Source organism: Actinomycetota bacterium, assembly GCA_013152275.1.
GTDB lineage: Bacteria > Actinomycetota > Acidimicrobiia > Spongiisociales > UBA4744 > BMS3Bbin01.
The window spans coordinates 1-20,384 of record JAADGS010000063.1; the positions used below are offsets into that span (position 1 = coordinate 1).

Annotated in this window: 16 protein-coding genes and 3 tRNA genes; 3 read left to right on the top strand and 16 right to left on the bottom strand. The window is 64.3% G+C overall.

What is annotated here, in order from left to right; genetic code table 11:
- Positions 1-98: 98 nt before the first annotated feature.
- The 3 genes from GXP34_09975 to GXP34_09985 form a co-directional block, all read right to left on the bottom strand.
- Positions 99-172 (bottom strand) — tRNA-Met (locus tag GXP34_09975).
- A gap of 95 nt (positions 173-267) precedes the next feature.
- Positions 268-341: transfer RNA gene (locus GXP34_09980), tRNA-Thr, on the bottom strand.
- Between the two features lie 28 nt (positions 342-369).
- Positions 370-451 (bottom strand) — tRNA-Tyr (locus GXP34_09985).
- Between the two features lie 200 nt (positions 452-651).
- Between GXP34_09985 and GXP34_09990 the strand changes: the two genes are divergently transcribed.
- Both GXP34_09990 and GXP34_09995 read left to right on the top strand, forming a co-directional pair.
- Complete coding sequence (locus tag GXP34_09990) at positions 652-1,584, top strand: DUF2157 domain-containing protein (protein ID NOY56298.1); 933 nt, start codon at positions 652-654, stop codon at positions 1,582-1,584.
- On the top strand, positions 1,581-2,300 hold the full coding sequence (locus tag GXP34_09995; protein NOY56299.1) for a hypothetical protein: 720 nt from the start codon (positions 1,581-1,583) through the stop codon (positions 2,298-2,300). The genes GXP34_09990 and GXP34_09995 overlap by 4 nt, the downstream gene beginning before the upstream one ends.
- Positions 2,301-2,610: 310 nt before the next feature.
- On the opposite strand, the gene GXP34_10000 is transcribed toward GXP34_09995, so the two are convergent.
- Positions 2,611-3,111 (bottom strand): hypothetical protein, encoded by a 501-nt coding sequence (locus GXP34_10000; protein ID NOY56300.1) that lies wholly within the window; start codon positions 3,109-3,111, stop codon positions 2,611-2,613.
- On the bottom strand, positions 3,112-3,978 hold the full coding sequence (locus GXP34_10005; protein ID NOY56301.1) for a zinc metalloprotease HtpX: 867 nt from the start codon (positions 3,976-3,978) through the stop codon (positions 3,112-3,114).
- 163 nt (positions 3,979-4,141) lie between these two features.
- Here GXP34_10005 and GXP34_10010 point away from each other — a divergent pair, with 163 nt between their 5' ends.
- Positions 4,142-7,204 (top strand): S8 family serine peptidase, encoded by a 3,063-nt coding sequence (locus tag GXP34_10010; GenBank protein ID NOY56302.1) that lies wholly within the window; start codon positions 4,142-4,144, stop codon positions 7,202-7,204.
- 136 nt (positions 7,205-7,340) lie between these two features.
- Here the strand turns inward: GXP34_10010 and GXP34_10015 are convergent, their stop codons facing one another.
- The 11 genes from GXP34_10015 to GXP34_10065 form a co-directional block, all read right to left on the bottom strand.
- Positions 7,341-7,952: a hypothetical protein gene (locus GXP34_10015; GenBank protein NOY56303.1), complete on the bottom strand. Its 612-nt coding sequence runs from the start codon at positions 7,950-7,952 to the stop codon at positions 7,341-7,343.
- A gap of 293 nt (positions 7,953-8,245) precedes the next feature.
- On the bottom strand, positions 8,246-9,406 hold the full coding sequence (locus GXP34_10020) for a hypothetical protein (GenBank protein NOY56304.1): 1,161 nt from the start codon (positions 9,404-9,406) through the stop codon (positions 8,246-8,248).
- A gap of 109 nt (positions 9,407-9,515) precedes the next feature.
- Complete coding sequence (gene glgB / locus GXP34_10025; protein ID NOY56305.1) at positions 9,516-11,396, bottom strand: 1,4-alpha-glucan branching protein GlgB; 1,881 nt, start codon at positions 11,394-11,396, stop codon at positions 9,516-9,518.
- A gap of 75 nt (positions 11,397-11,471) precedes the next feature.
- On the bottom strand, positions 11,472-12,959 hold the full coding sequence (locus GXP34_10030) for an NADH-quinone oxidoreductase subunit N (protein NOY56306.1): 1,488 nt from the start codon (positions 12,957-12,959) through the stop codon (positions 11,472-11,474).
- A gap of 3 nt (positions 12,960-12,962) precedes the next feature.
- A complete protein-coding gene (locus tag GXP34_10035; GenBank protein NOY56307.1) occupies positions 12,963-14,525 on the bottom strand; it encodes an NADH-quinone oxidoreductase subunit M in 1,563 nt (520 codons plus the stop codon).
- 32 nt (positions 14,526-14,557) lie between these two features.
- Positions 14,558-16,567 carry an NADH-quinone oxidoreductase subunit L gene (nuoL, locus tag GXP34_10040; protein NOY56308.1) on the bottom strand — a complete coding sequence of 670 codons (2,010 nt, stop codon included), beginning with the start codon at positions 16,565-16,567 and terminating at the stop codon, positions 14,558-14,560.
- A 4-nt stretch (positions 16,568-16,571) separates the two neighbouring features.
- Entirely contained in the window at positions 16,572-16,877 is a 306-nt protein-coding gene (nuoK, locus tag GXP34_10045; protein NOY56309.1) for an NADH-quinone oxidoreductase subunit NuoK, read from the bottom strand.
- 70 nt (positions 16,878-16,947) lie between these two features.
- Positions 16,948-17,499 (bottom strand): NADH-quinone oxidoreductase subunit J, encoded by a 552-nt coding sequence (locus GXP34_10050; protein NOY56310.1) that lies wholly within the window; start codon positions 17,497-17,499, stop codon positions 16,948-16,950.
- Complete coding sequence (locus tag GXP34_10055) at positions 17,499-17,963, bottom strand: NADH-quinone oxidoreductase subunit I (GenBank protein NOY56311.1); 465 nt, start codon at positions 17,961-17,963, stop codon at positions 17,499-17,501. Before GXP34_10055 ends, GXP34_10050 begins: the two co-directional genes overlap by 1 nt.
- Positions 17,964-18,127: 164 nt before the next feature.
- Positions 18,128-19,105, bottom strand: coding sequence for an NADH-quinone oxidoreductase subunit NuoH (gene nuoH / locus GXP34_10060; GenBank protein ID NOY56312.1), 978 nt, complete (start codon positions 19,103-19,105; stop codon positions 18,128-18,130).
- Positions 19,106-19,205: 100 nt separating this feature from the next.
- The gene (locus tag GXP34_10065; protein ID NOY56313.1) at positions 19,206-20,372 is read right to left on the bottom strand and encodes an NADH-quinone oxidoreductase subunit D; all 1,167 of its coding nucleotides are present in this window, start codon (positions 20,370-20,372) and stop codon (positions 19,206-19,208) included.
- Positions 20,373-20,384: the final 12 nt, after the last annotated feature.

The following is a 20,384-nucleotide window of genomic DNA, read 5'->3' on the forward strand; positions in this document are numbered from 1 at the left end:
GTCTTCCCATGATCAATATGACCCATCGTCCCCACATTCACATGCGGCTTCGTCCGCTCAAACTTCGCCTTCGCCATCACAAAACCCTTTCCCGCTCGTAGCGGCGGGCAGACTCGAACTGCCGACCTCTCGATTATGAGTCGAGCGCTCTCACCAACTGAGCTACGCCGCCTCGATCTACTTCTCTTGCCCGAAGCGCTTCCCACCCGGACATGCCCACCCCTCGCCGGCCTGCTCTGAGAGCCGACCCGCTCTGCGGGGAGTGCGAGCCTCCTTCCGGACTCGAACCGGAGACCTCCGCCTTACCATGGCGGCGCTACTACCAACTGAGCTAAGGAGGCTAGGTTGTCACACCGCCGTGGCGGTGGGTGCCGGGAGAAGGATTTGAACCTCCGAAGGCATCGCCGGCAGATTTACAGTCTGCTCCCTTTGGCCGCTCGGGCATCCCGGCAGGCCCGAAGCCAGGTCGGGCGGACCGTAGATTAGCTGCCTCTCGGCGGTGCGAAAACCGGGGCAGGCCCAAGTCGGGGCCAAACGGTACCGAGGTCGACAGTCTCCCTCCGGCCATCCGCGCCACCTACCTGGTCGTGCCGGCCACAGGTTGCCACGGGTGTGCTTTCGGGGCATGATGAGATCGACGAGAGGGGTTCGATGCGAGATCTCGACGAACGTCTGACGAGATGGAAGCAAGCCGAGCTGATCTCCGACGAACAAGCCGCTTCGATCAGCCGATTCGAGGCAGCCGAGCAGCCACGCCGATCGACACTCATCGCAGAGGTTCTCGGTTATCTCGGTGGTGCCCTGGCGATCGTCGCCCTGTGGGTGTTCATCGCCCAGTTCTGGGGTCGCTTGGAGATCTGGGCTCAACTCACCCTGATCGGGGCGTTGACCATCGGTTTCCTCGCCGCCGGCGCCTGGTCACGCACCGGAGAGGGCGAGGCGGTCCGGCGCCTGTCGAGCTTCCTGTGGTTTCTCGGCATCGTCGGCGTCGCCGGGTGGTTCGGGGTCTTCTCCGATCGAATCATCGCCGTCCACGACGAGTTCCAGGTGCTGTGGATCACCGTACCGACGTTCGTCGCCGCCGCCTTGCTGTGGAAGGCGCTGCCCAAGGTCTTGCAGGTGATTGCCCTGGTCGGCAGTGTTCACGCCGTGGTGCTGAGCGCCTTCGCGCAATTCGACCCGTCGCCTACCGAGTGGTTCGGGCTGATCGTCTGGGGGATCGGCGTCGCCACCGTCCTGTTGGCATGGGGAGGAGCCCTGCAGCCGACGGGCACCTCATACGCCCTCGGCATCGCCGCGATCCTCATCGGACCAAGCATGGCGGCAGGCATGCTCGATACCGCCTGGCCGCTGTGGCTCGGTCTGGTCAGCGCCGCCGTGATGCTTGCGTCGAGCGTGCCCCTGCGCGAAGTGGTGCTCCTCGTCGGCGGAGCAGGCGCCGTCTTCGTGTTCCTCCCTCAGTTGATCTTCACCTACTTCGAGGAATCCCTCGGCGTGCCGGTGGCGCTGTTCCTCTCCGGCGTGGTGCTCATCGGCGCGGCCCTGCTGATCGCAAGGCTCCGTGAGGAGGTGGCCGGAACATGAAACGCGCCACACTCGCCATCGTCTTGTCGGTCCTGGTGCTGGCACTGGTCCTTACCGTGGTGCTGGTCTTCGGCGTCATCCCGTTCCCCGAGTATCCGTCACTCGCCGAGCATCCGGACCCGTCGATCCCCGGAACGGTGGTGTTCACCTTCGGCGACGACCCCCCTTGTCTCGAGGTCGTCCCCGCCGCCGGTGGGGTCCCCAGAGAGCTTCGGTGCGACCGGAACATCGCCGGCAACGGTCTGGCATGGACATCCGACGGGCTGATCGTGACGTTCGATACCTCCACCTACCCACCCCAGTATGCGCTGATCGACCCGGAGTCGGACCAGGTCGTCGAACGGATCGATGCCGGACCGACGGCGGGACCGGATCTTCTCTTCCCCAAGCCTGACATCGCTCGCCGGTCCGATGGAACAGTGCTCACCGCCGATCGTTCGACACGGGGCGCAACCCTGATGATCCAGGAACCGAACAAGGAATCGCGGCTGTTGCTCGAGGTGCGCGGTCCCCGCAACTACCGTTTCGAGATGGTGCGATGGTCCCCCGACGGTAACTGGGTGCTGGCGATCGACTCCGAGGAACGGCTCTTGATCGTGCGCGCCACCGGCGATCCCGAACCGCGAATCCTCGCGGAGGGCGTCGCGCGCTGGATGCCTGCTGCCTGGTATATCCCAGGGTTCACCGACGGAACCTTCCAGGTCCCCGGCCGGTAGGCAGGACAGTCCCACACTGCTCCCGGCGGTGGAGGTCCTCCAGGCCGCTCTCTGCTTCCCCTGCAGGAGACGTACTCAGGATCGCCTCCCCGGAGGAGAAGAGCGAGGAAGGGGTTCCGGTGCAGCCGGGCATACGGACACAACGGGTGATGGGCCGGCGACACCGGCTCGGGTGGCCGCCAGTTTCCTGTCACTATGAGCGTCGATATGCGACGCCAGCATTGACAGGAATCAGACCCCCGCTTTTCCTGTCACTATGAGCGTCGGTATGCGACGCCAGCATTGACAGGAACACGACGACGCGCCGGGATCAGGCCGTCGGACCGGCCTTACTCCACACCAGGAGGCCGGGAATCAGCATCATGGCGGCCAGCACCCAGTCGAAGCGTGCCGGCGCCCCCCGCCATCGATAGTCGAGGAGTGCTATCACGACGAGCGCGACACCGACGAAGATGAGCATGCGGGCCGAGCGACGAAGGATACGTTGCTTCCCGTCCGGCGTGATCGGCGTCAGCCCACTGCTTTCGGCGACGCTCTCGAGCGACCTCGAGACGCCGCGGGACATGAACGCCACCATGCCCGTCGTGTACAAGACGCCGATGCCGACCCAGGCGGGTCGCACGAGGATCAGGACCGCAACACCGAGCACGCTGAGCCCGATGGCGATCGGTATCGTCTTGCGGAGGTGCTCCATCGCCCACTCGGGACCGTTGAGCGCCGCCCGGGTGCTCACCATCCCGCCCCACAGCCCGCCGAGCACTCCGACGGTGGCGACCACATCGACGGCCACCTCGAGCGAAAGGGTGATCACCTACCGGTCCCCGTTCGCTATCTCTTCGAGGCGTCGGATCCGATCCTCGATCGGCGGGTGCGTCGAGAACAGCTTGCCAAACCCACCGCGATTCCGTCCCTTGACCGCCTTGAGTGGGTCGGCGATGAACAGCTGGCTGACCGCCGGATTGACGTTCATCGGAACGCGCGACGTCCCCATCTCGAGTTTACGCAACGCGCTCGCCAGATTGAGTGGCTGCCCGGTGAGTGTCGCTCCGGATGCGTCTGCCTGATACTCACGGGCACGGGAGATGGCCAGACGAATGATCATCGCCGCGATGGGGGCGAGGATGAGGCTCACCAGGGCAACGATCCCGCCGAGCGGGTTGTCACGGCTGCTGCGCCGCCCGCCACCGAACCAAAACGCCATGCGGGCGGAAATCGACAGGGCGGCGGCAAGCATCGCGGCGATGGAGCTGATGAGGATATCCCGATTGCGGACGTGTGACAGCTCGTGCCCGAGAACGCCCTCGAGCTCGCCACGGTCGAGGATCCCCAGAATGCCGGTGGTGACGGCCACGGCGGCGTGGCTCGGGTTGCGCCCGGTGGCGAACGCGTTGGGCTGTGGCGAGTCGATCACGTAGATGCGAGGCATCGGCATGTCGGCCTGGGTGGTGAGGTTCCGCACGATGGAGTAGACCTGAGGAAGTTCCTGCTCGGTGACCGGGCGAGCCCGTGACGCGGCCAGGGCCATCTTGTCGCTGAAAAAGTAGGCCACAAGGTTGATACCGACGGCGAAGATCAGTCCCACGTAGAAACCGCCGGAACCGCGAAACAAGGCCATCCCGAGATACCAGACCAACGCGGAGAGGAACCCGAGGAGGGCGACGGTCTTGAGGTTGTTCATGGACGAATGCTACCGCGCCGCCGGTATCAGCAGGAGATACGGATTACCCCCTCACTCTGTGTGCACCGCTCAACCGCCGAGGGTAGAGTCGACAATGGTCGCTGGGGGCGATCTCTGAGTGTTCCTCAGCGGGGGTACCTGAACGCAACTCGGGAGGAGCGCAGTGAAACGCTACATCATTCTCCTTGCCGTCATGGCTTTGACGGTAGGACTATTGGCAGCACCGGCAGGGGCGACAAACCCCCTGGACCGTGCGACACCACAGCGCGTCGGGGACAGGCCCGTCGTGCTGGACGAGACGTTGACGATGGCGGCGGGGAGCACCATCCAGGTGTTCGTCCAGATGTCCGAGAAGTCGGTCGCCGACTTCGTCGCGAGTGCGGTCGAGTCGGGTGCTCGCAGGCCGTCGCACAACGCCCAAATGGCCCAGAAAGCCAAGGTCGAACGCGAGCAGGCGGATGCCGAACACGACGTGACGGCTGCAGGAGCCACGGTGATCGCCTCGCTCGATGTGGGCGCCAACGGCTTCATCGTCGATGTGGCTCCGGGCGATCTGGTCAAGCTGGCCGAGATCCCCGGCGTGGTGTCGGTGGCACGGGTGACCACGTTCACGCCGGCCAACGAGACGAGCGTCCCGTGGATAGGCGCGCCGTCAGCATGGCATGATCTGTCGCTCACCGGCGCCGGTATCACCGTGGCGGTGATCGACACGGGTGTCGACTACGACCACAAGGACTTCGGTGGACTTGGCGCGGCCGCGTACGCCACGAACGACACGGCGATCGTCGAGCCCGGCAGCTTCCCGACCGCGAAGGTGATCGGCGGATACGACTTCGCCGGGACCTCCTACGACGCCGCCGGGATCCTGGGCTCGGCGACCCCGACTCCCGACCCCGACCCGCTCGACGTGTACGGCCACGGCACCCACGTTGCCGGCTCGGCGGCGGGTGAGGGCGTGCTGTCCGACGGGACGACCTTCACGGGTCCCTATGGTCCGGATGCCTACACGGCCAATACCTTCGAGATCGGTCCGGGCGTGGCACCGGAGGCGCTCATCTACGCCTACAAGGTGTTCGGCGATCAGGCGGGAAGCACCAACCTGACGTCGCTCGCCATCGAGCGGGCACTCGACCCGAACCAGGATGGCTCGATCGACGACCATGTGGATGTCATCAACATGAGCCTCGGCGCAGCGTTCGGCTCGCCGAACGACCCGTCGGCCATCGCCTCGGAGAACGCATCTCGCCTCGGCGTGGTGGTCGTGGCCTCGGCCGGCAACGAGGGCGACATTCCCTACGTGACCGGCGCTCCGGCCGTGGCGCCCGGCGCCATCTCGGTGGCGGCATCGGTCGACGGCGGCTACTCGGTACTCGGGATCCGGGTGAATTCACCTTCGGACGTGGCAGGACTGTACGAAGCGGCCGAAGCGGCGATCACACCGCCTCTGGACGACACCGGAGTCACCGGAGACCTGGCGGTGGCCTACCCGTTGAACGGATGCTCAACACTCGGCAACCCGAGCGAGATCAGCGGAAAGATCGCGTTGATCCAACGCGGATCGTGCTACTTCTCGGAGAAGATCCTCAACGCCCAGGCGGCGGGTGCGGTAGCCGTTGTGGTGTTCAACAACAAACCCGGCCCACCGATCGTGATGGGCGGAAGCAGCGGCGGAATCACCATCCCGGCGGTCATGATCAGCGACATCGACGGAGCCACTCTGAAGGATGTCCTCGATTCGGGGACACCGGTCAATGTGACCCTGAGCGCCGCATTCATCCTGCCGCGGCCGGATCTGGCCGACACACTCGCCTCGTTCAGCTCGCGGGGACCCGGCGTGACCAACCTGTTCAAGCCCGACGTGGCGGCTCCCGGGTTCGGGATCACATCCGCCGCGGTCGGTACCGGCACGCTCGGGGCGACGTTCAGCGGCACCTCGATGGCCTCGCCCCACGTGGCAGGCCTGGCGGCCCTCGTGGTGCAACAGCACCCCGACTGGTCACCGGCGCAGGTGAAGGCGCTGATCCAGAACGGCACCGTTGTGGGTCACGACCAGAGCGGCGCCACCTATCCGCTGGCCCGCCAGGGCGTCGGCGTGGTGCGAGCCGATCGGACGCTCGGCCTGGGCTCGATGGCGATGCCCGGTGGCGTGTCGTTCGGCTACCTGGACCCGACCCGGCGCGACCGTGAGGAGGCCGAGGTGAGGGTCACCAACTTCGGTGACACCACCAAGACCTACTCGATCACCGTAACGCCCAACCAGACGGTTCCCGGTGTCACGGTGACGGCGCCGAGCCTGGTGAAGGTCAGGGCGGGACGAACGAAGAAGATCGAGGTCAAGATCAGCCTCGATCCCGCGGCGATGCCGGCCGACTTCGGCTATTACTCCCAGACCGAGGTGGACGGGTGGCTCACCCTCACCAGCGGTACCGAGGAACTCCAGGTCGGCTACCTGGCGGTGCTCGATCCTGCGGCGAAGTTCGAGGTGCATAGAGCCGGTAGTGACTCGATCACCATCAGGAACTACTCGCGGACGATCGGGTTCGCCGAGGGCTTCACCCTGGCGGAGCGGGGCGGACAGTTGCTCGACAAGACCCCGTTCGCCATCGACGCCACCGGCTACCGCACGAACGCGTTCGGTCCGTACGACGTCGTGCAATTCGGCGTGTCGATGGACAGGGCCTGGAGTGCCCCGTCGGAGGGCGAGGTCGATATCTACCTCGACACCAACCAGGACGGGAGCCCCGACTATGTGCTGGTCGCAGCCGACCTCGGGTTCCTCCTCGGCAGTGCTCCCACCGGCCAGGTCGTCACGGCGCTGTTCGACATAGTGAACGGGGGAGGCTTCCTCGAATGGTACGCGGACGCCGACTACAACGACCGGGTGATGACGCTCACGGTCGATCGCTGGGGCCTGAGCGGCTTCCTGGCGCCCGACGACACCACCTTCGACTACCAGATGGTCGTGTTCGGATCGGCCGGTTCCGTCGATGTCCAGAGCGGGAGCATCGACCTCGCCGACGAGGTGGTGCCGAGTGTCGGCTCGTTCGGCCTGGCACCGGGTGAAAGGACCACGGTGGACCTGGCACCCGCCTCCGGAACGATGGTGTGGTTCTTCCCCAACAACGAGGAGAGGAAGCAGGTCAAGATCGTCGAGCTCGAAGAGGAATGCAGAATGGGCAGGTGCATGGACCACGGGAGCACGGACAGGGATCACAGGATCCGCTGATCCGTTCACGACCATGCGACGAGCCGGAGGGGCGCCGACAGGATCGGCGCCCCTCCCTGTGTCGGGCTTTCTTCGGCTTCGGCGGCCTCGCCGGGGACCGAGAGTCGAGCGGCCTGGCCGGAAGAAGAGCCGGCCGCTACTTGAAGGCGACGATCTGAGGTTCGCCGGGGAGTGAGCACACAACGAAGTTGCCGCTGGTATCGGCGTGGACCGAATAGGTGCTCTGCCCCACCTGGAAGTACATGAGATACCCGTCGATGATGACCTGCAGGTACACCATCCCCTTCTCCGGACAGCCCAGAGCCGAGCTCGGCCACTGCACCGCCATCGCCCCCAGAGAGACCACTTCGGCCTCGGAGACGTCGAGATCGGCTGCCAAACGCTTGCGCGCCGCCGATTCCAACGAGGCGGGCACGGTCGTGTCGGCCACGAACCACGACGGAACCGCGGCAGCGATCGGTTCTCCGATACGTTCGGAAGGCGGAACCGTCACGGTGGTAACCGTAGTGCTTTCCTGAGCGGTCGTGGTCGGTGCCGGTGCGGGCTCGGTGGTCGTGGTGGCATTCGCACCGGCCGCAGGTTCGACGGCCGTCGTGTTCGCAGCCGCCGTCGTCTCGGCCGTCGGTACCGTTGTCGCCGCGGGGACCACCGTCGTGGACGTCCCCGAGACGGCCGCAGGCACCTGGCCGGGTGCACCGCAGGCCGTCAGCACGATGGCGGTGACGATGACAAGTGTGATCGATCTCATCGTTCTCGTCTCCTGATGAACCACCACTTCGACGATCCCGACCGGTTCAACGGTTCCCGATGCTCCTGAATCCTACCCCGACGCGGTTCGGTGCACTCCCGGAAGCCAACGAGCATCGGCCATGCACACCGCCCGAGGCGATCGTTACCTCGAACAGAGATCGCCTTCGGACCGGTCCTTCGGTTTGCCCTGTCGTGACGCACCTGCCGGCATGATCCTCCCAGGACACCGCCGCCACTCGCTCGACGACCCGTCGAGCGGTGGAGTGAACCGGGCGGGACTTGCACGCCTTTTCACTTGTGTGCGATCAACACCCGGAAGTCGCCCAGACCGCGAGGATGCATGAGTGTCTCCGCGTTCGTCCGATCGGACCGCACTTTCAAGCGTTCCATGGGGTCACCGTCGCGAGCGAGGGCCAGTTCCTGTTCCCGCAGTCCGCGGACACGGTCGGCCAGACCGAGGGAAGCCAGGAACTCGTCCTGACGGTGCATCTCGGCCGAGGCTCCGGCAGCTTCGGCGACGGCCAGGAGTGCGCTGAAGTTCACATCGGCCGTGATATCGGTCTCACCCGGCTCTGCCAACGGATCGGGGCCGAGATGGTGCGCTCGGTAGGTGCGCAGCGTGCCTTCGGCACGACGGTGCTCCAACTTCTCGGCGGTCTCGCCATAGTCGACCACCACGACTGCTCCCCACACCAGCGCGTCGAGAGCCCGGCGGAGCCACTCGGATGCGGCAAGCTGCACCTCGACACGTCCCCCTTCTGGACAGGGCAGACCGAACCGATTCGCCCATGCGGTCACTTCCGGGCGCGCCGGATGTGGAACCGGCACGAGACGACCGTCCTCGACACCGACCCAACGCTCCTCCCACGTCTCGCCCTTGCGAACGGCGATGGAGACAGGCAGGTTGTCGAGCAGCTCATTGGCGATGATGACACCCGAGAACGGCGCAGGGATCTCGTCGAGGGATGAGACGATGTCCTGTCCGGGGAGTATCTCCCCGAGAGCCGCCCGGGCCGCCACGGAAGCCTCCACCGCCCACGCATCTACAGGATGCTCGAGCGAGGCGAGGAGCGGTCTCAGAAGGGAGCCGGAGCCGGCGCCGACCTCGACGAGGATGTGCCCGCCTCCAGCCGCCCCGGCTCCACACCTGCCCCCATCGCCGCCGGTTCGTTCCTCGCCGGGGCCTCTTCCCTCCGAGGGGGAAGAGAAGATCCGGTCGACGAACTTGGCGAGCGTCTCGCCGAACAGGGGGCTCACCTCCGGGCTCGTCAGGAAGTCGCCTTCCTTGGTCGACCGCAGCTTCCCGGAGCCGAAGAAACCGTCCTCAGGGTCGTAGAGGGCGATCGCCTGGAACTCCTCGAACGGCATCGGGCCTTCCTGACGGATCTGTTCGATCAGTTGATCCCGCAACGGCCGACGCCCCGAATCAGTCCTCACGACCGATCGAACCATGCAGCCTCGTGAACGTTGCCGCCGTATGTAACGAAACCGCGTTTCTCCACAAGACGGAGTATCCCATCAGATCGGCACAGATTGAGCGGCTCTCCTCCTCGCACCGGCATCACCCGGCATGCTTCAGAAAGACCGCGCCGAGGGGAGGTACGGTGACGTTGACCGAGAACGGCCTGCCGTGTGAGGGAGAGTCATGAGCCTCGATTCCCCCGAGGTTACCCATGCCCGAGCCGCCGTACACGGCTGCGTCACTGTTGAGGATCTCGGTCCACACACCGTCTCGCGGCACTCCCAACCGGTAGTTGTAGCGTGGCACCGGTGTGTAGTTCATCACCACGAGCACCATGTCGTCGGGACCTTTGCGAAGATAGGCCAGGACACTCGATCCCGGATCGTTCGCCTCGACCCACTCGAACCCCGCCGGGTCGCAGTCCATCTCGTGCAACGCCGGTTCCTCGCGGTACAGGCGCGCCAGGTCGGCCACCAGACTGCGCACCCCGCGGTGGGGCTCCCACTCGAGCAGGCTCCAGTCCACGCTCGCGTCGTGATCCCACTCGGACCACTGGGCGATCTCCCCGCCCATGAACAGCAGCTTCTTGCCGGGCTGACCGAACATCGAGGAGAACAGCAGGCGCAGGTTGGCGAACTTGCGCCAGTCGTCACCGGGCATCTTGCCGATCAGCGATCCCTTCCCGTGCACGACCTCGTCGTGGGACAGCGGCAGGATGTAGCTCTCGGTGAACGCGTACAAGCCTCGAAAGGTCAGCTCGTTGTGATGGAACCGACGGTAGATGGGATCCAGCGAGAAGTAGGCGAGCGTGTCGTGCATCCAGCCCATGTCCCATTTGAACCCGAACCCGAGGCCGCCCAGGTAGGTGGGGCGGGACACCATCGGCCAGGCGGTCGACTCCTCGGCGAATGTCTGCACGTCCGGATACGCCCCGTACACCTCCTCGTTGAAGCGGCGCAGGAAGTCGATCGCCTCGAGGTTCTCGTTGCCACCGTACCGATTCGGAATCCACTCGCCCTCTTTGCGTGAGTAGTCGAGATAGAGCATCGAGGCGACCGCGTCGACCCTGATGCCGTCGGCGTGGTAGCGGTCGAGCCAGGACAGCGCAGATGAGAGGAGGAACGAGCGAACCTCATTCCGTCCGTGGTTGAACACATAGCTGCCCCAGTCGGGATGGAAGCCCTGACGGGGATCGGCATGCTCGTACAGGTGGGTGCCGTCGAAGAGGCCCAGTCCATGCTCGTCGGTGGCGAAGTGTGAAGGCACCCAGTCCAGGATCACCCCGATACCGGCCTGGTGAAGCGTGTCGACGAGGAACATGAAGTCCTGCGGTGTCCCGAAACGCGATGTCGGCGAGAAGTAGCCGGTGGTCTGGTAGCCCCACGAGCCGCCGAACGGATGCTCCATCACGGGAAGGAACTCGACATGGGTGAACTCGAGTTCCCGCACGTACTCGGCGAGCAGCGGTGCCATCTCCCGGTAGCCGAGTGTGCCGCCATCCCCGCCCTTGCGCCAGGAACCGAGGTGCACCTCGTAGATGGCGATCGGACCGTCGGCACGGTTGTGGTCGCCCCGCGAGGCCATCCAGTCACCGTCCTCCCACTCGTAGTCGAGATCCCACACGACCGAGGCGGATCGAGGCGGTATCTCCGCGTAGGTTGCGTACGGATCCGCCTTGTACACCTCGTTGCCCGAATCTCGATTCCGAACCAGGTACTTGTACGTCTGGCCCTTCTCGACACCCGGTACGAACCCTGCCCAGATGCCGGAGTCGCCTTGGGGCTCCAGCGGGTTGGCCGTTTCGTCGTAGTCGTTGAAGTCACCGGCCACCGACACATAGCCGGCGTCGGGAGCCCACACCGCGAAACGACAGCCGTCATCGACCAGGTGCGCGCCCAGCTTCTCGTACAGGCGCGTGTGGGACCCTTCGTTGAAGAGGTAAAGATCGTCGGCAGTCAAGTCTTCGGGTTTGGCACTCATGCCGCCAGCCTAGGCTCCCGCTTCTCGTGACGCCTCGCGGGAATAATCCCTGTCAAACGTCACGAGAACGGGGAATTAGAAGCCGCCGGCCAGAACTTTCGTCGCATCCGAGAAGAACGTCACGATGCCCGGGACCGCACCGGCGACCAGCACGACCGCTGCGGTGATCCCCAGCGCCAGGCTCAACGCCATCGAGGTCGGGCGCTCCCGGATCTCGGCCTCGGGAACCGTCGCCGGGACCGGATCCATCCACATCGCCTTCACGACCCGTGCGTAGTAGTAGATCGCCACCACCGAGTTGAGTGCTGCAATCACTGCAAGCGCGACCGCCCAACCGCTCCCCGCGGTCAACGCGACCCGGAACATCACGAACTTGGCGAACCATCCGGCGAGCGGCGGGATCCCCGCCAGGCCGAAGAAGAACACGACGCCGAGAGAGGCGAGGCCCGGAGCGTAGGTGGCCATCCCCGCCCACCCGTCGATATCCCCCGACCCGGCCTTGCGGGAGCCGGCGATCACGAGGGCAAAGGCGCCCAGGTTCATGAACGCGTAGATCACCAGATAGGTCACGGTGGCGGCCACGGCGTCCCCGAGGCCCTCGGGTCCCACGTAGGGCGCGACCACGAACGGGACCAGCATGAACCCTGCGTGGGAGATCGACGAGTACGCGAGCATCCGGACGATGTTGTCCTGTTTGAGCGCCGACAGGTTGGCGAGCGTCATCGACAGCGCCGCCATCACCCACACCATCGGCGCCCACACCGCCGAGGCCGGGCCGAATGCCCGGTACGCGATCGCCATCAGCGCAACGAACCCGGCCGTCTTCGAGCTCACCGACAGGTACGCGGCAATCGGAATGGGTGCACCCTCGTAGGTGTCCGGTGCCCAAAAGTGAAACGGCACCGCCGACACCTTGAACCCGATCCCGGCAAGGATGAACAGCACCGCCATGATGAATGCCGGCTCATGCACGAGACCCCCGGCCGCGGCGGCGATCCGATCGTACGTGAGGGCCCCGGTGAGACCGTACACGAACGAAGACCCGTAGAGCAGCAGCGCAGACGCGAGGACACCCAGCAGGTAGTACTTGAGGGCAGCCTCATTCGACTTCAGATCGCCCTTACGGAACCCGGACAACACGTACATGGGAGTGGCCACCAGCTCGATCCCGATGAACAGGCTGATCAGATCCCGGCCGGACGCAAGCACCAGCGAACCGAGAATCGACAGCAACAGCAGGAAGTAGTACTCGCCTTCGTAGTAGCGGTCCGATTCCACGTACGAGAACGACATCAGCAACACGACGTAGCCCGCCATGAGGAACACACCCTTCATGACGAGTGCGAATGGATCGACGACATAGCTGCCGTCGAACAGGACCCTGACCCCGACCGGGGACAACGCCATCACGACCAACGGCACCGCAGCGAGCGTCGTTCCGATCACCGCGATGATGGCGGCCCAGAACTTGCGTTCCTTCGACAGCCACAAGTCGGCAAGCAGCACCACCATGGCGGTGGCCGCAATGATGATCTCGGGCGCCAGTGCCAGGTAGTCGATCACCCGTCAGCCCCCAAACGCCTTGGTCACCAGCGCCACGACGGCGCCGTTGGTTGCCCCGAACACCAACCGGGGGAACACGCCGATGGCCACGACGAACACCATGAGTGGCACCCATGCGCTCAGCTCGTAAGGATCGGCATCGACCAGTGCATGGCCTTCCCATTCGGCACTCGGCTCACCGAGGTTCACCCGTTGCAGCATCCACAGCATGTATCCGGCCGTCAGCACGGTGCCGATCGCGCCGAGCACCATCGCCGTACGGAATACGCCCAGGCTCAGACCTGCCGCCGGGTTGTACGATCCGACCAGCGACAGGAACTCGCCCCAGAAGCCTGCGAGGCCGGGCAGACCCAGCGAGGCGATCGCGGCAAAGCCGAGGATGGCGCCCATCTTCGGCATCAGCTTCTGGTTGCCGCCCAGTCGGGCCATATCTCGTGTGTGATAGCGGTGCGCCATCGACCCCGCCACGAAGAACAGCAGGCCCGTGATCAACCCGTGAGCGACCATCCCGATCACCGCCGCGTTGATGCCCACCACCGTGAGCGTCGAGATGCCCAGCATGACAAACCCCATGTGACCGACCGACGAGAACGCGATCAGCCGTTTCATGTCCGACTGAGCCAGACAGGCGAGCGCTCCATAGATGATCCCGATCACCGCCAGGACCGCAATGGCAGGCGCCCAGTGCCGCGCCTCCTGGGGAAGGATCGGCAGGCTGATCCGAATGAACCCGTACGAGCCGAGTTTCAGCAGGATTCCGGCCAACAGCACGGAACCCACCGTCGGTGCGGCCGTGTGGGCATCCGGAAGCCAGGTGTGCAGCGGCCACATCGGCACCTTCACCGCAAACCCGAGGAACAGGGCCCCGAAGACGAGGAACGCGAACGTGCCGCCGAATGCGCCTGACGTGCCGAGGTCGATCAGCTTCGGAATGTCGAACGTTCGGACGAAGGGCGCGGAGGCGCCGGAGCGGTAGTAGAGCGCCAGGAATCCCAGCAGCATGAACGCAGACCCGAACAAGGTGAACACGAAGAACTTGATCGCGGCGTAAAGACGTGTCTCCGCCTCGATCTTGAACCCGGGAACCTTCATCTTCGTCTTGTCGCCCCAGATACCGATCATGAAGTACATCGGGAGGAGCACCAGCTCGAAGAACACGAAGAACAGCACCAGGTCGAGAGCAACGAACGTTCCGTTCATCGCCGTGCCCAGGATCAGGATGAGGGCCATGAACGCCTTCGGGTTGTACGGCTCCGGCCAATGGTTGAACGTGTAGATCACCGCCAGCATCGTGAGCACGACCGACAGGGCCAGCATCGGCAACGAGATCCCGTCGACGCCGATGTGGTACCGGGCGTTGATCGAGACGATCCACGGAAGATTCGTGCCGAACTGGAATGCGGAAGATCCTGCGCCGTAGTTGAAGCGGGCGATCATCACGGCGGCGAGCACGACGGGCAGTGCGGTGAACGTCAACCCGAGCCCCTTGACAGCGGCCAGGTTCTTCTTCGAGGTGAGCATCACCGCCAGTGCTCCTGCCAGCGGCAAGAACACGACAAGCCCCATCCGTTATCGAACCATGCCATCTGTCCATCCTCCTAGGTGAATATCACGATTGCGATCACCAGTAGCGCCACACCGACAAGCGTCATGGCGGCGTACTGCTGCACCTTCCCGGTCTGCAACCGTCGTACCCGCCCGCCCGCCGAGCCGGTGACGATCGCTGCGGTGTTCACCGCCAGGTCGATGCCCTTCTGGTCGAGGTCCCCGTACACGAAACGGGAGATCAGGCGGGCGAGAACGCCTGCGCCGTTGACGACCCCGTCGATGATGTACGAGTTGCTCCAGTCGACTGCTCTGGCGATCGGCCCCTTGATCGGGTTGACCAGCATCGCCAGGTACAAGTCGTCGAGGTAGTACTTGTGCTCCAGGAACGGCCACAGTACCGGGATTCGCACCCGATCCCGCGCGACCTGCGTGTCCGCATCCGCGTAGTAGAAGAAGTAGGCGATGATCAGACCCGCCAGCGCAAAACCCAGCCCGGTGAGCATCACCGGCACATCGAACGCCTCCGGTGCAAACGAGGGGAAGGTGATGGCTCGCACGCCCACCCACTCGTGGAACCCCTCGTAGATGCCGGGGATGTTCACCCATCCTGCGACGAGCGCGGCGACTCCCAGGATCGCCATGGGAACAGCCATGACCGCCGGGGATTCGTGAACATGCGCGTCGCCCTTGTACGTGCCGAAGAACGTGAGGAACATGGCGCGCCCCATGTAGAAGGCAGTGATGAACGCCCCCAGGATCCCTACCCACATGGCAGCCCGATATCCGTTCTGACCGAGCGTCGCCAAGATCTCGTCTTTGGAGAAGAACCCGGCGAACGGGATGATGGCCACGAGAGCGAGCGTGGCCGAGGTGAACGACCAGAACGTCACCGGCATCTTCTTGCGCAAACCCCCCATATCGCTCATGTTGTTGGAGTGCACCGCGTGGATCACCGAGCCTGCGGTGAGGAACAACAGACCCTTGAAGAAGGCGTGGGTCCACAGATGGAACAGCCCGGCCGTGTACCCGCCGGCGCCGAGTGCTGCCACCATGTAGCCCAGTTGGCTCACCGTGGAATAGGCGAGGACGCGCTTCAGGTCGTCCTGGACGATCGCCAGCAGCCCAGCGATGAGGAGGGTGATGGTACCGATCACGACGATCAGTACCCTCATGTCGGCGGCCATCCCGGCATACAGGGGGTACATGCGGGCGATGAGGTACACGCCGGCGGTCACCATGGTGGCCGCATGCATCAGTGACGACACCGGCGTCGGCCCCGCCATCGCATCCGGCAGCCAGACGTGGAACGGGAACTGGGCGCTCTTGCCCATCGCCCCGATGAACAACAGCACGCCACCGAGCACCGCGACCGGTCGCAGAACGGCGGCGTTCGCCGTGGCCGCGTCGAGGATGCTCGAATAGCGGAACGAACCGACGGCAGTCCCGAGGATGATCGCCCCGATGATCAGGCCGATGTCGGCGACCTTGTTCGTATAGAAAGCCTTCATGCCGGCAGAGGAGTTCTCTTTCTGCTCCCAGTAGTGGCCGATCAACAGATAGGAGGCAATCCCGACGCCCTCCCATCCGACGATCAGCTGGATGAGGTTCGGGGCCGACACGAGTACGAGCATCGACCCGGCGAAGAACGTGAATGCGGCAAAGAACCATGTCACACGCACGTCGCCCTTCATATACCCGAGGGCGTACGTAAAGACCAGGAATGACAGGGTCCCGACGACGAAGTACATCATCGTCGAAAGCCCGTCGACGACCCATCCCCACTCGACGGTGACGCTGCCGATCTGTGCCACCTGGATGCTGTGTTCGTAGACGACTCCCTGGGTGATGTTGAGGATCAACAGCACCGCGGCGTAGACGAACACGAATCCCATCGCACCGACGGCGATCTCGCCGCCTTCGCGCGGCATGCGCTTGCCGAAGAAGATGATCGCAAGCATGGCGGCAAACGGAACGACGACGATCAGCCATGCCCACTGTGCGAGCCATCCGCCGGTGGTTGCGTGGACGATCTCTTCAGAAGCGAGGATCTGGGGTATCACGGCGTCACCACCTCATCAGATCGAGCTCGTCTACGTTCGCAGAACGTCGATTCCGGAAGATGAGCAGCACGATGGCAAGACCGATGCCGACCTCGGCGGCAGCCACGCTGATCACGAAGATCGCGAACACCTGGCCTCCGGCGAACGACGTGCGCAACGCGGCTTCGAAGGCGATGAGGTTGAGGTTGACGGCGTTGAGCATCAACTCGATCGCCAGCAGGACCATGACGGCGTTGCGGCGGATCAACAGGCCATACACTCCAAGCGAGAACATCAGCGCACCGAGGATCAGGTACTGGACGAGGGTCATTCGTGTCCTCCCGTCGGACGGCCGCGATGTTCGGCACTCGGCACCTCGTGCCCGGGGGATGTCGGCCGTGTCATGTCGTCTCCCCTTCATCGGCTTCGTCATCCGCAGGCGACTCGTCGGCCCGAGCGAGTGTGATCCCGCCGATGAGGGCTGCCAACAGGACGAACGAGACGACCTCGAACGGGAGAACGAAGCGACTCATCAACTGGTTGCCGATGAGCTCCGTTGCCGTCCCGGTGCCGACTTTGCTCACCATCCGACCTCCGAACGCCGAGATGGACGAGAACGCCATCACGGCGAACGTCAGCAGAGCTGCCGTGGCGGCCAAACCTTTGCGGGGGTTGTCGACTTCGGCTTTCGGGCCGGTCGGAGCCCTGGTGATCATGATGCCGAACAGGAAGAGCACGATTACGGCACCGATATAGACGAGCACGAGCACCCAGGCAACGAACTGCGCGCCGAGCACGAGGAACAGCCCGGCCGTGCCGGCGAGTGCGGCGACGAGGAACAGCGCCGCATGCACGATATTGGTCGCCGTCACGACCCGCAGGGCAGAGACGGCGATGAACACCGCCAGCACGAGGAACCACCAGTTGGAAGCTTCTGCGAACCAGCCGTCCATCACTTCTCCTCCAACGCCGGAGGCTCCGGCACCGTTGCGAGCCACTCGCCCAACTTGGCCTTGTCGTGCAGCAGCGACTGCATGTCGTACTCGCCGTATTCGTACTCGGGGCTCCAGAACAGAGCGTCGAAAGGGCACACTTCGACACAGATCCCGCAGTACATGCACAGTGCGTAGTCGATGTCGAAGCGGTCGAGAACCGCACGACTGCGCGGGCGGCCGCCCGGCCTGCTCGGCGGCTTCTCCTCCTTGTGCCCTTCGATGTAGATGCACCAGTCCGGGCAGTTGCGGGCGCACAGCATGCAGACCGTGCACGCTTCCTCATCGAGTGCGATGACGCCGCGGGCCCTCGTCACCGGGACTTCTTTCTCGTCCGGATACATCACCGTGACGGGCTTCGTGAACATGGTGCTGAAGGTCACCCAAAGACCTTTGAGAAGTCCCTTGCCGGTGTAGAGCGCCATCAGTGCCCCATCCCGTGGGTAGCGTGCGGACGGCACCGAGCCGTCGGTGTCGAAGGCGAGGACGCGGGAAGAAGACGTATCCGGCGCGGTGCTCGAAGGACGAGGGTGAAGCATCCGGCGTCGATGGCCTGCGGAACGTGGGCGATGCGTGCGAATCGGCGCATTCAGAACACCACCTTGAAGACTGCCGTGACGGCGATGTTGGCAAGCGCCAGCGGGACGAGCCACTTCCATGCGATCGCCTGCAGTTGGTCCTCCCGAAAGCGTGGGAACGTCCAGCGGAGCCAGATCACCAGGAATGAGAGCGCCAACGTCTTGGCGACCACGATGAATGGACCCGCCACCGGTGTCGTTACCCCCCAGAAGCCCCAGCCACCCAGGAAGAGGGTCGCTGCGATCGCCGAGTAGGCGAAGATGCCGGCGTACTCGGCGAGGAAGAAGAAGAGGAACCGGAACCCCGAGTACTCGGTGAGGTATCCGGTCACCAACTCGGACTCGGCGATCGGCATGTCGAATGGGGTTCGGTTCATCTCGGCGAGGGCGGCCAGCAGGAACAGGAAGAATCCGACGAACTGGGTGAACGCGAACGGCCATCCCTGAACGATCTGCGCTTCGACGATGCCCTGCATCGACATGGTGCCGGCCTGGATGACGACGCCCACGACGGCAAGCACCATCGGCAGTTCATATGCGATGAGTTGGCCACCGGCCCGCAGTGCGCCGATCAGTGAATACTTGTTGCCGGACGACCACCCGGCCATGAGCACCCCGAGCGTACCAACCGAGCAGATCGCCAGGGCGTAGAAGATGCCCAGGCCGAGATCGGCGCCGATGGCGTAAGCACTCGAACCGAAGGGAATGATCAAGAACACGGCAACGGTCGAGATCATCACGAGAACCGGCGCCAGAGAGAACACCGGACGGTCGGCGTTGTTGGGAATGATGTCCTCTTTCTGGAGGAACTTCAGACCGTCGGCGATGAGTTGCGCCCAGCCCCATCGGCCCCCTGCGTAGTACGGACCGACCCGTGACTGCATGTGCGCGGACAGCTTCAACTCGGCGTATCCGACGACGAGCGCCGTCGCCGGCACGATCGCGAAGACCACCACCAGCTTGATGACGAGTTCGAGACCGAAGCTCACCGGCCCACCTCCGGCGGGCCGAAGTCAACGGTCAGCAGTCGACAGTCGCCCGGCACGGTGTGGGGAACTGAAGACTGAATACCGATGACTGAGAACCGGCTCATCGATCCACGTCTCCCAATACGAAGTCGAAGCTGCCGAAGATGGCGATGAGGTCCGGAACCAACACCCCTTCGAGCAACTCCGGAAGCACCGAGATGTTCGAGAACGAGGCGGTGCGCACCTTGAACCGGTACGGGCCCGTGCCCCCCTCGGAGACCAGGTAGTAGCCCATCTCGCCCTTCGGGTTCTCGGCCCGCATGTAGATCTCGCCCTTCGGAAGCTTGATCACCTTCGGCACCTTGGCGATGATCGGCCCTTCCGGGATTCCGTCGATGGCCTCGAGAATGAGCTTGGCCGACACTCGGATCTCGTGGAGCCGCATGATGTAGCGGTCGTAGCAGTCCCCCGCTTCACCGGTCGGCACCCAGAAATCGAAGTCGTCATACGGCAGGTAATCCTCGGTCCTGCGAAGGTCGAACTCCGGGCCGGACGCACGCAGGTTCGGGCCGGAGACTCCGTACGCAGCGGCGAGTTCGGCGCTCATCACGCCGATGCCCTTCGTCCGGCCGAACAGGATCTCGTTGCCGACGATCAGATCGTACAGCTCGTCACAAACGGCGAGGACTTTCGCCATTGCCTCCCGAGTCTCCGCGTAGAAGCCCTTCGGGAGGTCCTGCACGACCTTCTTCTGGGTGGCACCGGCGCCGGCCACGGGTTTGATACCGCCGATCCGATTGAAGTTCGGATGGAACCGCCCTCCGGTCACCGACTCGATGAGGTCGAGCACTCGCTCGCGTTCACGAAAGGCGAAGAAGAACGGGGAAGCGGCACCCAACTCCAGCGGGTAGGACGCCATGAACAGGAAGTGCGATCCGATACGCGCCATCTCGGTGAGGATGAGCCTGATGTACTGCGCTCGCGGTGGTGGCTCGATCTCCATCAGGCGCTCTGCCGCGACCACGAACGGGATCTCGTTGGCATACCCGGACACCCAATCGATCCGGTTCAACAAAGCGATGATCTGCGGGTACGTGCGTACCTCGGCGAGTTTCTCGTACCCTCGGTGCATATAGCCGATCACCGGTTGAACGTCGACGATACGTTCTCCATCGATCCGGGCCTTGAGTCGCAGCACGCCGTGCGTCGATGGGTGTTGCGGGCCGATATTCAGTGTCATCTCGGGGGTTTCGAGCTCCAGTGACACTGCCGCTTCGGCAAGGTGCATCATGGCACGCGG

Bases quoted from the DNA above. Each gene is read 5' to 3' on its own strand.
- GXP34_10005 (NOY56301.1), bottom strand. From the start codon at position 3,978: ATGAACAACCTCAAGACCGTCGCCCTCCTCGGGTTCCTCTCCGCGTTG.
- GXP34_10015 (NOY56303.1), bottom strand. From the start codon at position 7,952: ATGAGATCGATCACACTTGTCATCGTCACCGCCATCGTGCTGACGGCC.
- glgB (NOY56305.1), bottom strand. From the start codon at position 11,396: ATGAGTGCCAAACCCGAAGACTTGACTGCCGACGATCTTTACCTCTTC.
- nuoK (NOY56309.1), bottom strand. From the start codon at position 16,877: ATGACCCTCGTCCAGTACCTGATCCTCGGTGCGCTGATGTTCTCGCTT.
- GXP34_10020 (NOY56304.1), bottom strand. From the start codon at position 9,406: ATGGTTCGATCGGTCGTGAGGACTGATTCGGGGCGTCGGCCGTTGCGG.
- GXP34_10035 (NOY56307.1), bottom strand. From the start codon at position 14,525: ATGGGGCTTGTCGTGTTCTTGCCGCTGGCAGGAGCACTGGCGGTGATG.
- GXP34_10065 (NOY56313.1), bottom strand. From the start codon at position 20,372: ATGCACCTTGCCGAAGCGGCAGTGTCACTGGAGCTCGAAACCCCCGAG.
- GXP34_09995 (NOY56299.1), top strand. From the start codon at position 1,581: ATGAAACGCGCCACACTCGCCATCGTCTTGTCGGTCCTGGTGCTGGCA.
- GXP34_10055 (NOY56311.1), bottom strand. From the start codon at position 17,963: ATGGCGCTCTACACCGGCAAGGGACTTCTCAAAGGTCTTTGGGTGACC.
- GXP34_09990 (NOY56298.1), top strand. From the start codon at position 652: ATGCGAGATCTCGACGAACGTCTGACGAGATGGAAGCAAGCCGAGCTG.
- GXP34_10050 (NOY56310.1), bottom strand. From the start codon at position 17,499: ATGGACGGCTGGTTCGCAGAAGCTTCCAACTGGTGGTTCCTCGTGCTG.